This window comes from Paenibacillus sp. LHD-117, assembly GCF_030929555.1.
GTDB lineage: Bacteria > Bacillota > Bacilli > Paenibacillales > Paenibacillaceae > Pristimantibacillus.
In genome coordinates, this window is the sequence record NZ_JAVFVT010000003.1 from 269,431 (window position 1) to 282,510 (window position 13,080).

At 44.5% G+C, this 13,080-nt stretch carries 16 protein-coding genes; 12 read left to right on the forward strand and 4 right to left on the reverse strand.

The features are described from left to right. From RB620_RS03535 to RB620_RS03555, 5 genes are all read left to right on the forward strand, one after another. Nucleotides 1-504, forward strand: coding sequence for a hypothetical protein (locus RB620_RS03535; protein WP_308092137.1), 504 nt, complete (start codon nucleotides 1-3; stop codon nucleotides 502-504). Nucleotides 505-589: 85 nt separating this feature from the next. Beyond that, nucleotides 590-874 (forward strand): type II toxin-antitoxin system Phd/YefM family antitoxin, encoded by a 285-nt coding sequence (locus RB620_RS03540; RefSeq protein ID WP_308092138.1) that lies wholly within the window; start codon nucleotides 590-592, stop codon nucleotides 872-874. Beyond that, entirely contained in the window at nucleotides 858-1,181 is a 324-nt protein-coding gene (locus tag RB620_RS03545) for a type II toxin-antitoxin system RelE/ParE family toxin (RefSeq protein ID WP_308092139.1), read from the forward strand. The genes RB620_RS03540 and RB620_RS03545 overlap by 17 nt, the downstream gene beginning before the upstream one ends. A 146-nt stretch (nucleotides 1,182-1,327) precedes the next feature. Beyond that, nucleotides 1,328-1,606 (forward strand): ArsR/SmtB family transcription factor, encoded by a 279-nt coding sequence (locus RB620_RS03550; protein ID WP_308092140.1) that lies wholly within the window; start codon nucleotides 1,328-1,330, stop codon nucleotides 1,604-1,606. After that, nucleotides 1,606-1,989 carry a VOC family protein gene (locus RB620_RS03555; RefSeq protein ID WP_308092141.1) on the forward strand — a complete coding sequence of 128 codons (384 nt, stop codon included), beginning with the start codon at nucleotides 1,606-1,608 and terminating at the stop codon, nucleotides 1,987-1,989. Before RB620_RS03550 ends, RB620_RS03555 begins: the two co-directional genes overlap by 1 nt. 64 nt (nucleotides 1,990-2,053) lie before the next feature. Here the strand turns inward: RB620_RS03555 and spoVB are convergent, their stop codons facing one another. Beyond that, nucleotides 2,054-3,604 carry a stage V sporulation protein B gene (gene spoVB, locus RB620_RS03560; protein ID WP_308092142.1) on the reverse strand — a complete coding sequence of 517 codons (1,551 nt, stop codon included), beginning with the start codon at nucleotides 3,602-3,604 and terminating at the stop codon, nucleotides 2,054-2,056. Between the two features lie 268 nt (nucleotides 3,605-3,872). Between spoVB and RB620_RS03565 the strand changes: the two genes are divergently transcribed. The 3 genes from RB620_RS03565 (at nucleotide 3,873) to RB620_RS30260 (ending at nucleotide 5,943) form a co-directional block, all read left to right on the forward strand. Then, on the forward strand, nucleotides 3,873-4,688 hold the full coding sequence (locus RB620_RS03565; protein WP_308092143.1) for a hypothetical protein: 816 nt from the start codon (nucleotides 3,873-3,875) through the stop codon (nucleotides 4,686-4,688). A 119-nt stretch (nucleotides 4,689-4,807) separates the two neighbouring features. Next, entirely contained in the window at nucleotides 4,808-5,239 is a 432-nt protein-coding gene (locus RB620_RS03570; RefSeq protein WP_171688075.1) for a DUF6326 family protein, read from the forward strand. A 518-nt stretch (nucleotides 5,240-5,757) separates the two neighbouring features. Continuing rightward, nucleotides 5,758-5,943 (forward strand): zinc-binding dehydrogenase, encoded by a 186-nt coding sequence (locus RB620_RS30260; RefSeq protein WP_374121356.1) that lies wholly within the window; start codon nucleotides 5,758-5,760, stop codon nucleotides 5,941-5,943. Here the strand turns inward: RB620_RS30260 and RB620_RS03575 are convergent. Next, nucleotides 5,930-6,181 (reverse strand): cyclic nucleotide-binding domain-containing protein, encoded by a 252-nt coding sequence (locus RB620_RS03575; protein WP_308092144.1) that lies wholly within the window; start codon nucleotides 6,179-6,181, stop codon nucleotides 5,930-5,932. The two genes, RB620_RS30260 and RB620_RS03575, sit on opposite strands and share 14 nt — an antisense overlap. A gap of 559 nt (nucleotides 6,182-6,740) precedes the next feature. Here RB620_RS03575 and RB620_RS03580 point away from each other — a divergent pair. Together RB620_RS03580 and RB620_RS03585 are read left to right on the forward strand one after the other, a co-directional pair. Beyond that, entirely contained in the window at nucleotides 6,741-7,685 is a 945-nt protein-coding gene (locus RB620_RS03580; protein ID WP_308092145.1) for an aldo/keto reductase, read from the forward strand. Beyond that, a complete protein-coding gene (locus tag RB620_RS03585) occupies nucleotides 7,682-8,167 on the forward strand; it encodes a tetratricopeptide repeat protein (protein ID WP_308092146.1) in 486 nt (161 codons plus the stop codon). Before RB620_RS03580 ends, RB620_RS03585 begins: the two co-directional genes overlap by 4 nt. Nucleotides 8,168-8,256: 89 nt before the next feature. Here the strand turns inward: RB620_RS03585 and RB620_RS03590 are convergent, their stop codons facing one another. Beyond that, entirely contained in the window at nucleotides 8,257-9,237 is a 981-nt protein-coding gene (locus RB620_RS03590) for a BtrH N-terminal domain-containing protein (protein ID WP_308092147.1), read from the reverse strand. After that, nucleotides 9,221-9,793: a PadR family transcriptional regulator gene (locus tag RB620_RS03595; protein ID WP_308092148.1), complete on the reverse strand. Its 573-nt coding sequence runs from the start codon at nucleotides 9,791-9,793 to the stop codon at nucleotides 9,221-9,223. The genes RB620_RS03590 and RB620_RS03595 overlap by 17 nt, the downstream gene beginning before the upstream one ends. 445 nt (nucleotides 9,794-10,238) lie before the next feature. Here RB620_RS03595 and RB620_RS03600 point away from each other — a divergent pair, with 445 nt between their 5' ends. Both RB620_RS03600 and RB620_RS03605 read left to right on the forward strand, forming a co-directional pair. Further along, nucleotides 10,239-12,683 carry a glycoside hydrolase family 27 protein gene (locus RB620_RS03600; RefSeq protein ID WP_308092149.1) on the forward strand — a complete coding sequence of 815 codons (2,445 nt, stop codon included), beginning with the start codon at nucleotides 10,239-10,241 and terminating at the stop codon, nucleotides 12,681-12,683. A 66-nt stretch (nucleotides 12,684-12,749) separates the two neighbouring features. Then, a complete protein-coding gene (locus RB620_RS03605) occupies nucleotides 12,750-12,890 on the forward strand; it encodes a hypothetical protein (RefSeq protein ID WP_308092150.1) in 141 nt (46 codons plus the stop codon). Nucleotides 12,891-13,080 lie beyond the last annotated feature (190 nt).

Genomic DNA, 13,080 nt, shown 5'->3' on the forward strand with positions numbered 1-13,080 from the left:
GTGATCATTCACTACGACAATCGTTTCAATGCAAATGAATGGTTCGTGATCGGAATGCTAACCCTCGTCATTATCCTTCTTGCGGTGCTGCCGAGGCGTTTTCCCGTAAAATGGGCTGCCGTTTTTACCCTATACGGAGCATTTTCCGGATTGTACCTGGACCATACGCTCGCCGTAGAGCCGTTAGACTATTACGACGTGAATGATAACTCCAGCTTTGAGTTACTGGACTTTTTGACATATGTCATATACGGTCCATTTTCCTATTTGTTAGCCTACCTTCATGACCGCTGGAAAATCAAACCATCACGCGATCCTCTATATGTGTTGTGCTGGGCGCTGTTGTCTGTAGGCGTGGAATGGTTTGCTATGAAAATAGGCGTTTTTCACTATAAAAACGGATACAATCTTTATTACTCTTTCCCGATCTATCTTCTGGTGATCAGCTTGTCTCTTCTTTTCTTTCACAAAATGAACGGCATGAGGACGGAACGCGGAGTTTAATGAATCTGCCAACTTAGTCTTATTGTTAGCATAGCGATATAAGTGTATAATAAAGGTATCCTATTGCTATTGGAGGGCGATGAACTTGAAAATTAAGCCTTCAGCCGTCATTCGTAACAATTACAACGAAATCGCAGAATGGTGCAAGGAAACCGGTGAACCCGTTTACCTCACCAAAAATGGCGAGGGTGACCTCGTGGTCATGGATATCGAAGCTTTTACAAGACGCGAAAGTATGTTGAAACTTAGAGAGCACCTTGTAGCAGCTGAGGAAGATCGATTATACGGGAATAAAGGATATTCAATTGAAGAAACCGTATCTTTGATGCAAAAAGCAGTTAATGAGGTTATGGATGCAAAACGAAAATAAGCGTCATGCCGTGATTGTGTCAGAACGAGCAGTCGGAATGTTGGTCGATCATGCACGTTTCCTTGCGAATGTAAGCGAAGAGGCTGCTCAGAATTTGATTAAGGATTTTCAATCAGCATCGATGTCTTTGGAAACGTTTCCTGAACGTAACCCTTGGCTTATTGATTCCGCTTTGCCGATAAACAAATACCGCAAACTCGTATTTGGAAAGCGTTATCTTATCATTTATCAGTTCAAAAACGATCATGTATATGTAGATTTTATTATAGACTGTAGGCAAGAGTATGCTTGGCTCCACCAAACATAAAAAGATGAAGGCCAGCCGGTAATATTCTGCTGGCCGTGTTTATTATAATCGTTGAACCGACAAAATGCCGATTCTGCGGTTTTAATAAGCAACTCAACAGTTGCTTATGCTTGACAAGCAACCGTACGGTTGCTTATAATCGATACATGAACGGGGACAAAGACGCTATATTCAAAGCACTTGCCGACTCGAATCGGCGGCTTATTTTGGACGAACTATCCGAACGCAACGAGATGACGTTATATGAGCTTTCGGTACGTCTCATTATGAAGCACGATCTTTCCATATCGCGACAGGCGATAGCTAAACATCTTTCTGTATTGGAAGATGCAGGGCTTGTAAGATCGGAAAAAAAGGGGAAATATAGAGTGGTTATATTCAACAACGAACCTCTTAAAAATTTGCTCAAAGGATGGATAGAGTAATGAAAATTATTGTTACTAGTATTTTCGTTCAAGATCAAGACAAGGCATTGGCGTTTTATACAGAAACGCTGGGTTTTGTAAAAAAGCATGACGTTCCCGTCGGAAAATTCAGGTGGATAACGGTTGTTTCTCCCGGCGAGCAGGACGGTACCGAGCTGTTACTTGAACCGAATGACCATCCTGCCGCCAAAGAGTATCAAAAGAAGATACTTGCCGATGGTATCCCAGCAACCATGTTTGGCGTTGAAGATATTAATTATGAGTACAATCGATTATTGGAAAACGGCGTGAGTTTTACGATAGAGCCGACAAAAATGGGCGATCTCACAATAGCTGTCTTCAACGATACATGCGGCAACCTTATTCAGATTATGCAGAAGTAATTTTCCTATAAGCATGCAGTGAAAAAGCAGCCGATTATGGCTGCTTTTTCTTTCTCAAATAAACTTACCATGGAATCGAAAATCGGTGGCGCGTACTTTTCCAATTCAACGTACCCGTCAAGATGAGTGCGGCGAAATAGAGTAACAAGGAACAGACGATCGAAGCGATAACGCACCATAACTGCGGCAAACCATATCCGGCAACATAGTTGTAGATCCAGTGACCGCCTATCGCCATCAGCATCATGCAGATCCCAACCTTGACGTAAGGATAAATACTCCAATAAAATCCGATCGAGCCTGAGATGGAAAAGAAGTTCAGCAGTGTTTGCATCACAATGCCGATACCGATGCCGTAAGCAACGCCGCTAATACCGAATTGGCTGCCTAATACGAAGATCGAAACAGCCTTGAATGCGGTGGCTATTACATAATTCCACAGCGTTGCTTTCGCGCGGCCGAGACCGAGCAGAATCGCATGAAGGGGAGCGTCAAAATAATGCAGGAAAAACATCGGAGCCAGTATTTTCAGAAGCAATCCTGCTTCCGGAGCATTATAGATCAGTGTCGTTAGCGGAGTTGCCCATTCGTACAGAATGACGGTCGCCGGCGCGCCTATCAGTAGTCCAAACTTCATAGCCTGATGCATCCGCTCATGGATGAGCAGACTGTTCTTGTTCGCCGCTGCCTCGCCAATCGCAGGAATGAGAGCGGTGGACAAGGACTGCGTAATAAAGCTTGGCATGAAGAGCAACGGGAATGTGTAGCCGGCCAGCAGGCCAAATTGTTTCGTGGCCAAAGCCGTGCCGATGCCGGCCAGCGCCAGACTGGTTGTAATGAGAAGCGGCTGGAAGGTGCTGTATAAGGATTGAATGACACCATGCCCGGTTGTCGGCAGTCCAATCTGCAGCAGTTCTCCGAGCGTGCTTCTTCCTTGTTTCAGGTGGCTTGCCCAAGTCTCGCCCGGCATCTTCGGTTCTCCGTAAAGTTTGTAGCTTGTGACCAGGAACAAGAGGCTGATCGCTTCGCTGACGACAGAGGCAGCCATCGCTCCGGCAGCCGCATAAGCGACGCCGTAAGGCAGCAATAGGTGGACCAGCGCAAGTACGCAGGCGATTTGAACCGTATGCTCGAGCACATCGGAAGCGGCAATGGTCTTCATCTGCTGCATACCGCGGAAGTATCCTTTTAATACGGCAGAAATAGCGATGATCGGCGCGATCGGCGTAATCGCCAGCATCGCGTAATAGGCGCGTTGATCGCTTAACAGTATGGATGCGATCCACTCAGATCCAAGCAACGATACGGTCGTGAGCGTTATGCTCAAAAATCCCGTGACAGCGAGCGAGACATGCAAGATGCGTCTCACTTTTTTTCGTTCTCCGCGAGCGTGAGCTTCTGCGACCAACTTTGAGATGGCTACCGGCAATCCGAGCTCCGTAATCGTAATGACGAGCGGGACGAGCGGATGCGCCATCATCAAGATGCCGATACCCTCTGCGCCCAGTAAGCGAGCGATATACATGCCGCTGATAAAACCGAGAATACGGTTAATGAAAGCAGCGACAGATAAGACCAGCGCGCCTCGCATGAACGATTGTCCGTGTTGTGACATGACTTGTATCCTCCTGACTATCGAATACTTAAGTGTATTCAATACTTGGAAAAGCATGCGAACAAGCCGGTGTTGATTTCATTTTTGGACTTCCAAAGATTATGAATGATGAATTGGAAAAAGATTGTTTATGGATGACTTTGAAAGAATAAAGCAAATAACAATAAAAAGTCCAACTTAACTTAATTTTTTGCATGTTATTTTAGAAAAATCAATGTTAATTTGTATAATATTCTAACTTAACTTTTATGGATGGAGGTCATCTGTATTGTCAGCTAACCATAACGAAAGCTATTCCAGATATGTGAATACGATTACCGGTTGTGTGGCAGATGTGGAGTCTGCGAACATTCATGGCGGGGGAAAAACCTATCCAGGAGCTGTCATGCCATTCGGCATGGTGCAACTCAGCCCTGATACTATTACCGGTGGGGATAACGGGCCGGGTTATAGCTATCACCATGAAACGATTGAAGGTTTCAGTTTCAACCATTTGAGTGGAATAGGATGGTATGGCGATTTAGGGAATTTGCAAGTCATGCCTACGACAGGAGAGATAAGATTCCATAGCGGCAGCAACAGCCATGATTTGTATCAAACTGATAAACCTGGCTGGAAATCACGTTATGATCATACATCCGAAGTTACGCAGGCAGGTTATTATGCGGTGACGCTTGATGATTATCATATTCGTGCGGAAATGACAGCTACATATCGTGCGGGTATACTTCGATTTACGTTTCTTGAAACCGATGACGGTCAGATTCAAATTGATTTGGCCAGAAGAATTGCTGGTCGGTCTACAAAACAATACATTAAGGTAACCGGTAGAGATACAATAGAAGGCTGGATTCATTGTCCACCGGAAGGTGGCGGGTTTGGACATGGAGAAGGTCATGTCAATTATACGCTTTATTTTTACGGAAAGTTTAATAAACAATGGAACTCTTTTGGATTGTGGAATAAAGGGGACGATCTGGGGTCAATTACTGAATGTCAGGAAGAGGATCTAGGATTTTATGCCGTGAGTGGAAAACCACCAATGGATGTGGATGGACTTGTTGATGAGCGGCAAAACCCATGAACCCTCAAAATGTAATATTTTAGAAAATTTTTAGAATTGCTTTCGAGGGTGTTTATACTTCTCCTTTAGACTAAGGTTGTAGGCAAGAGAAACCATATAACCTTAAAGGAGAGATTAATATGAATACACAAAATAAAGCGCAAAATGCACTGGAAGACATCAAAGTCAGCTCGAAACTGAAGATTGCTACGCTGTGGGCGAGTTTTATGTTTCTCTATATTTATGTTGATTATTTCGCCTTATATATGCCGGGCAAAATAGAAGGTATTCTGGCAGGAAAAATATTTATATTTGACATTTCATATGTCTTTCTATTGATAGCACTGATTTCGGTAACAATTCCAGCTCTTATGATTTTCCTTTCTGTTGCCCTGCCGGCAAAAGTAAGTCGCTGGGCAAATATCATTATTGCCGCGGTGTATATTCCCTATACATTGTTTAATTTGACAGGAGAGGCTTGGGTGCACATGGTGTTTGGCGCTGTTGTAGAAGTCGCTCTTCTTTGTCTAATTATCTGGTATGCATGGAAATGGCCTTCTTCGTTACGGTAATTACGTTACTAATTATCTTTACTGCATGGAAGTGGCCTAGGCAGGATAGCTAGCAACGCGGGTTTCGGGCATTACTAAGAAGAATGATGATGACATAGTCGCAACTTTTGCATATCGGTATTCATGGCGTCGAGGGGTATGCTCACTTTTGTACGGAAAATCATACAAAATGGTTGATTAATTGCGATGACCGCCCACTTTTGTGCGAAAATTCACACAAGTATCCGAAGTAAGATAAAATATGTTGCTGTTACATTTCTTGGGTCAGCGGTGGGACATCGTGTAACAGCCAGTATTGACTTGGTTGCTGACGCCGTCATACTCCCACCCGACTCCATCAAAATCAACATATACGATGTCCATTTGGTCAATCACTACCCATAATACCAAAAACGATTATAAGAAAACACATTGACAATCTTTTCCTCATTATATATCGGTATGATCTCATATTCGACGCCGTGGGGAAACAATCAAGGACGGATTGCGCAAGAGTGTTAACGGAAAACGGCAAATACGTGACGATATTAGCCGGGTTTGCAAAAGCCAACAAGGAGGATCTGGATTTTCTCGGGGAACTTCTCTCGCTCGGACATCTGCAACCGGTAATCGATACTTGCTTTCCCTTCGAACGAATAGCCGAAGCTCACAGCTATGTAGATCAAGGACGCAAGAAGGGAAACGTAATCCTCACGATATCGTAGTCCCTTGCAACACCCGCCGCTTGATGCGACTAAGCGATTCCGGCGTTATGCCTAGATAGCTTGCCAATTGATGCTGAGGCACACGTTGAAGGAGGTCGGGACGTTGTTGCAACAGCAGTCTGAACCACTCCTCCGGCGAAGCCGAGATGTAACTAGCAAAATCGTCTTTGACCGTGCTGGCATTATGCTCTATCATCCGGCGTGTCATATTCTCGAGCTGGCCATACTGAGCAAACATGTCCGCCTCTTCGTTCAGATTTCCCACCACAAGCACGCAATCTTCAGAGCAGACGAAACTACACTTAGTGAGCGTCTCCTCCTTCGTTTCCTTCCCTTTCTCATCGACGGCGAATTGTCGCACACTTCAGTGAAAAGCTGTCAGTTTTCCATAAATGAATTGACAGCTTTTCTTCATCTTCCACACTTGGAGATTATTTTTTTTATATTCCTCTTGCACCTTACGTAGCGTAATGTCTTATAGTAAAAGCACTCACATGAGATAAAGCATAAAAAATAAAGCAAAGGATCTGATGTATGGAACTAAAGCGGTACACGAGAATGGTTGGGATTGGCGGTACTCGCCCTTCCCGCCCTGCTCGTTCATCCTCGAAGAGGCAGTACATTGTTCCAGTGCTTCAGACCTTTCTGTTGCTAGTAACGCCCTATTGGTAGACTCACTTTACACTCTACAAGCGGAGGGTTGTTTTTTTGCATCGCAATTTTAGGCTGAATAGATTACTGGAGAACAAGGTTATATAAAAGTTGACTAATTGATAAAAAATAGGGAGTTGAAGAGAATGTCGAAACAAACACGAATTGGTAAAATAGATTTAGAAGTCAATCCAATCGGACTTGGAACAAGCGCTGTAGGCGGGCACAATATTTTTCCAAATTTAAATGAAGAAGTAGGAAAAGATTTGGTGCGGGCTGCGATCAACCATGGAGTGAATTTTTTAGATACAGCGTTTTTTTATGGAACAGGACGTTCAGAGGAGCTAGTAGGTGAAGTGATAAAAGAAGCAGGAAAGCGTCATGAAATCATCCTTGCAACAAAAGGCGGCCTTACGCTTGTCGGCAATGATGTTGCGATGGATAATTCGCCTGCTTTTTTAAAACAATCCGTTGAAGATAGTTTGAAAAGGCTGCAAACAGATTATATAGATTTATTTTATATTCATGTTCCAGATCAGGATACGCCAAAAGATGAGGCGGTTGGAGTCTTAAAACAGCTAAAGGACGAAGGTAAAATTAGAGCAATTGGCGTTTCTAACTTCTCACTTGAACAATTGAAAGAAGCAAATAAGGATGGTTATGTCGATGTATTACAGGGAAACTACAATTTGCTGCAGCGTGAAGCGGAACAAGAATTCTTTCCATATACGAGAGAGAATAATATCTCGTTTATTCCATACTTTCCACTAGCATCAGGCTTGCTGGCCGGTAAATACTATAAGGAAATGACATTCAATGATCTACGCAAAGATATGCCTCACTTCCAGGGAGATAAATTTAATAAAAATCTAGAAAAGGTAGAGCAGCTCCGTAAAATTGCAAATGAAAAAAATGCCGAAGTTGCTCATGTAGTCCTTGCTTGGTATTTAAAACATGATTCGATTGATGTTGTCATTCCCGGAGCAAAAAGCGCAGAGCAAGTTCTGGATAATTTGAAAACATTAGACGTCCAACTGACAGAAGAAGAAATCAACGAAATTGATCGTATTTTTAAAGGTGATGAAAAATGAATCAATTAGAAGCAGCTATTCAATTAAGAGAATCAGGAAATTTTGAAGCGGCACGTTCATTATTACTTGAATTACTCGTTCAACAACCATTAAATCCATCTGTTTGGTATCAATGTGCATGGGTTCATGACGTACTTGGATTAGAAAGTGAAGCAGTGCCTTATTATAAGAAATCTTTAGAACTTGGATTAAAAGAAGAGGAAAGACAAGGTGCATTATTAGGGCTTGGAAGTACATATAGAACTTTAGGGATGTATGATGAAGCCAAATTAATTTTTGAAGAAGCCATTAAAGAATATCCAGCTCGTAGAGAGTATCAAGTTTTTCAAGCTATGGTCTTATACAATCAGAATGCTTTCAGTGAAGCGATGTCAATTTTATTAATGCAACTTGCAGAAACAAGTGATGATAAGGGGATCCAGGACTATAGAAAAGCGATAATTTTTTACTCGGATAAATTGGATCAGATATGGAAGTCCTAGGAATCATGAATTCGCAGGTTGACATCCTTTAGTTAAGTTGAAGAAAAGGATGCTGGGGGAGTCGGTGGCTGGGAGATGCCGGCATGCTATCACAACAATAGCTCCATGGCTGCGCGTTCTTTATCCGCAATCTCGAGCAACAGCTTAGACGCTTGCACGAGCTCTTGGTCATCACCCGTTCTTCCCGCACAGTCGATTGATGAAGAGACGCTGACCCACATTGGAGCGATCTCTGTAAACATAAGGTGAGCTTGTTCGATCCTTGGGTCCTCCAACCGATCAGCGCATTCGCTCAAATAATCCCTATACAGATTCCGAAATAAAGCGCCACCGGTTCCCGCCCGCTCCATTAGCGACGCAGTAAGACATAAATCATGTTCGAAATTGTTGCTGCGAGAAGGCCACTTCAAGATTTCATTGCTCATTTTAACAATGCCTTTATTGCCAATATTCCGAATGGGCGGGTTCAGATAGTCATGTGCATTCATGGTCAAGGATTTCCGTATAGCAGGAACTAGCAGAGGCAATGCGTCGATTGGTTCGATCGTAAAAGAACGATTTCTGGAACTCATGGGTCCCTTCGCATTTCTGGCAGCGGCCAAGCTTGTCAAACGCGTCTTTACAAGTCCACCCTGTTGTCTGGTGTCCGCCATGTAGGCGTATTCGTCATCTATACCGTAAAGTACCGCATAGTGGCCGGCAAAGTGCACTTTGTTCTTAAAATAATCCAAGTGATAGGAATCTAATTTAAGCCCAACCGGAATGCCGCGTTCGATGCAGTTCCGGACGTTCTGCCACGCCTTATTGACGGACGAGGTTTCTTGAAAATTGACGGTCAAGCCGAGTCGGTCGGCGAGATAAGCGGTCAGTTCATCCGGTTTTACCCTTCCTCCGATGAAGGGAAAGTCCATTCCCTTCGAATCCCAGTATATGAATCCAAGCCCTTGTCCGAGTCCGAACAACATCGGCTCAGACAAGTGGACACCCGCATATTGCATTAAATTGCCCATGGCGGTTGTTTCGCAATGTTCGCCTTGATAAGGAATAAAACCCTCAATAAATTTGACCATATCCACTTGTCTCCTCCAATAATTCATGTATTAAACGGCCAACGAACGCTTGCTCGCTCTCGATTAAGCTTATCGGATGCAAGAACAACGCCCTTACGTTCAGCGGCAAGCTAGCACCGCCTTGTGATTCGTACTTCTGTTTTATTTTTATCGAGGCTTGTCCAAGAAAATCCAGTCGTTTCCGTAAAGCAATGATGGCCTCTTCCTTCCCGATATGGGGCAAAGCGGCCAAACCGAGATCGAAGCGGTTGTCACGTTCCCGTGTAGACGACAGACTATCAAGAATTTCATTTCTCAGCTTACGTATACCAGCTTCGGTGAGGGCAAACCGGTTCGGCGTTGGTCCCTTGCCGGATTTCTCGTCGGATGCCTCGGGTGAGATCCATCCTTTATCGCTAAGTTTCTTCAATCCTGCATAGATCGAAGTTGTACCGATATTCGCCCATTCTTTATAACCTCGCTGATCGACTAACTTCATAATATCGTATCCGGAAGCTTGACGATATTCCGCGATCATTTGCAGGAGCATGAATTCGACATTCGATAATGTATGCATAGAGAGACTCCTTATCTTTACTATTTCATATATGAAATATATCATGGGTGTAATAATAGTTCAATATCCGAATCTACTCGAAAACTATAGGAGGTCAATCGTTGAATTCTCCTAGAAGTCATAACAATTTCTATTTCTTACAACAGAACGTTTTTATAGAATAAGTGGTGAATTCAAATATGGAAGGAGATGATCTCCAGTTAATTCCCATTAGGTTGAAGAGAATCTGATGGTAGGTATATTTTTACACCAAGTTTTTGTAAGCGCATCCATTATGACATTTGGTAAAGGGGATGAGTTGAAGACATCATCGATTAGAACTTGATAAAAGATTATCAAGAAGACGGTAAGCGAATGAACTGGCTCAGATGTAACTTTACTAAAGTCCGGCTTCCGCTTGAAAGACTGAGGTATACCATTTTGCTATTTGAGAGGAGAAGGTTTGATGAAAGTTTTGGCACGCAAACTTCTATCCAGCATTCTAGTTCTAATGATTGCCATAGGAGGATTTGGATGGTTCACGCATACCCCTTCGGCTATTGCGGCTAATAATGGGTTAGGCGAGAAGCCGTACATGGGCTGGAGCAGCTGGAGCATGCAGGTATACGATGGTGCAGGGAATTGGAATTCAGAGGCTAAAATCAAGGCGATGTCTGACGCCATGCATACCACGCTTCAGTCGCATGGATACAATTACATCAACATCGATGCAGGCTGGCAAGGCAGCATGGATGGATATGGTAGACCAATTCCGAGTACAACGCTTTACCCGAATGGATTTCAGAACTTAATTGATTATGTTCACAACAACGGGCAGAAGATCGGCGTCTATATGATTCCGGGATTATCAAAGTATGCTTATGAGCAAAATTTACCGATATTTGGAACAACCTGCCACATGCAGGATATCGCCGCGCAACCACTCAGAAAAGCTGATTATTGGGATATCGGTTATAAAATTGATTTTTCTAATCCTTGCGCGCAGAAATACATCGATTCCATTGCAGACCTATTTGGAGAATGGGGAATCGATTTCCTCAAATTAGATAGCGTTACGCCTGGATCTGGCCATAATGATACATCGATTGATGCGCGCGACGACGTAGCCGCGTGGTCCAAAGCGCTGGAACCGCACGGTATATGGTTCGAATTGAGTTGGGCGCTGGATCACTATTACGTCGACACATGGAAAAAGTATGCCAATGGATGGCGCGTCAATTGGGACGTTGAGGCCTATCAACCTGGAGTGAAGTTGACGGAGTGGAACAACATCGCTCGGTTGTTTCCCGATGCAGCCGTTTGGTGGCGTGATGCAGGACCGGGTGGCTGGAACGACTTCGATTCACTTAATGTCGGCAACGGGGCGATGGACGGATTGACACAAGACGAGAGGCGCACTGCGATGACTCTATGGTCGATGGCTTGCGCACCGCTGTATTTGGGCAACGATTTGACCAACCTGGACAGTTTTGGCATTCAACTACTGACGAACGATGAGGTCATCGCTGTTAACCAGGCAGGAAGGCCGGCGCATCCCGTATCTACTGCAACAAACCAGCAAGCGTGGTACGCCAATAACGGGGATGGCAGCTATACGGTGGCGCTAGTCAATCTCGGCAATTCGGCCTCAACGGTGAACGTGAACTGGAGCGATATTGGACTTAATGGATCCGCAACCGTCCGAGATCTCTGGACTCATACCGACCTGGGTACATTTGCAACGGGCTTCAGTTCCGTTAACTTGGCACCCCATGCTTCAAGGCTCCTGAGAGTCGTCAGCAACGGAGGTTCGAATGTTGTAAATGACGACGATACAGGCATCGTTTACACAGGCGATTGGTATCGCAGCGCGAACCGGGGCTTTGGAGATTTCAAAGACGACGTTCATTATACGAATACGAACGGGGACTATTTCGAATTTAAGTTCAATGGCACAGGTGTTGAGATGTTTACCGAGAAGTCGGCTGACCAAGGCAATGTCGATATCTATATCGATGGCGTTCTTAAACAGACAGTGAACACATTCAACGCGACTAGACAGACGCAACAAAAGGTGTACGGCATCACGGGGCTCTCGAACGGTCTCCATACTCTCAAGGTAGTGAAGAAATCAGGCGACTTCATGCTGCTCGATAAACTCTCATTCAACGTAGCGTCTCCGATCGAGGTGAATGATACCGACACGGGCATCACTTACAACGGATCCTGGTCCCTGAGCAGTGCACGAGGGTACGGGGATTATAAGGATGATGTCCACTACACAACGACGAATAACGATTATTTCCAATTCTCGTTCACCGGCACAGGTGTAGACCTGATTACCGAAAAGGAAGCCTCGCAAGGGGATATCGACATCTACGTTGATAATGTTTTCAAGCAAACAGTGAGCACATATAACCCGACGAGACTGGCTCAACAGACGGTGTATAGTATAAGCGGACTGCCAAGTGGCACTCACACGATTAAGGGTGTCAAAAAATCGGGAACTTATATGGTGCTTGATAAGTTTAATGTCCGCAGTAACCGAATTCAGGTGAATAATACGGATTCCGGTATCACTTATTCCGGCTCTTGGCACCAAAACTGGAACCGTGGCTTTGGTGACTACAACGATGACGTTCACTATACGTCGACAAACAACGATTACCTGCAGTACACATTCACCGGCACGGGTATCGAGTTGCTGACCGAGAAGGCAGCCGACCAAGGCAACGTTGACATCTACATCGACAACGTGCTAATGCAAACAGTCAACACGTTTAACGCAACGCGGCTGACGAATCAGGTTATCTATAGCGTCAGCGGTTTGTCCAGTGGCTCGCACACGATTAAAATGGTGAAGAAATCGGGTACGTTCATGCTTCTGGATTCCCTGCGGATCATTCCGTAGTAATTAGAGCGAGATCCCGCCAACCGGAGTAAAGCGCTTCGAAAACGTAAGAACGACGAGAGGGAAATGAACGTGATCGCCGAGGCGGACGGGCTGTCGATCACGCTGGACGGAGAGGAAATCGCCGTTCAGCGCTTGGAGCAAGGAGGAGTCCGGTTCGCTACCAAGACGGGCCGGATGTACCACTTTCGCCCCATTCGAAGCTAGAGGAGCGACAAGCATAAAGTGAATTCGGAATAATTCCAAAGTAAAACCATATATGGACGGTGTTTATAAGAAGGGGCTGTCCCATAAGGTCAATTCATTGACCTGAGGGCTAGCCCCGTTTTTGTCTAAAGAAATAACAAAAAGAAATCGTTTCTTGGTAAAATGGAAGTGCGACCCACCATTTACGAAA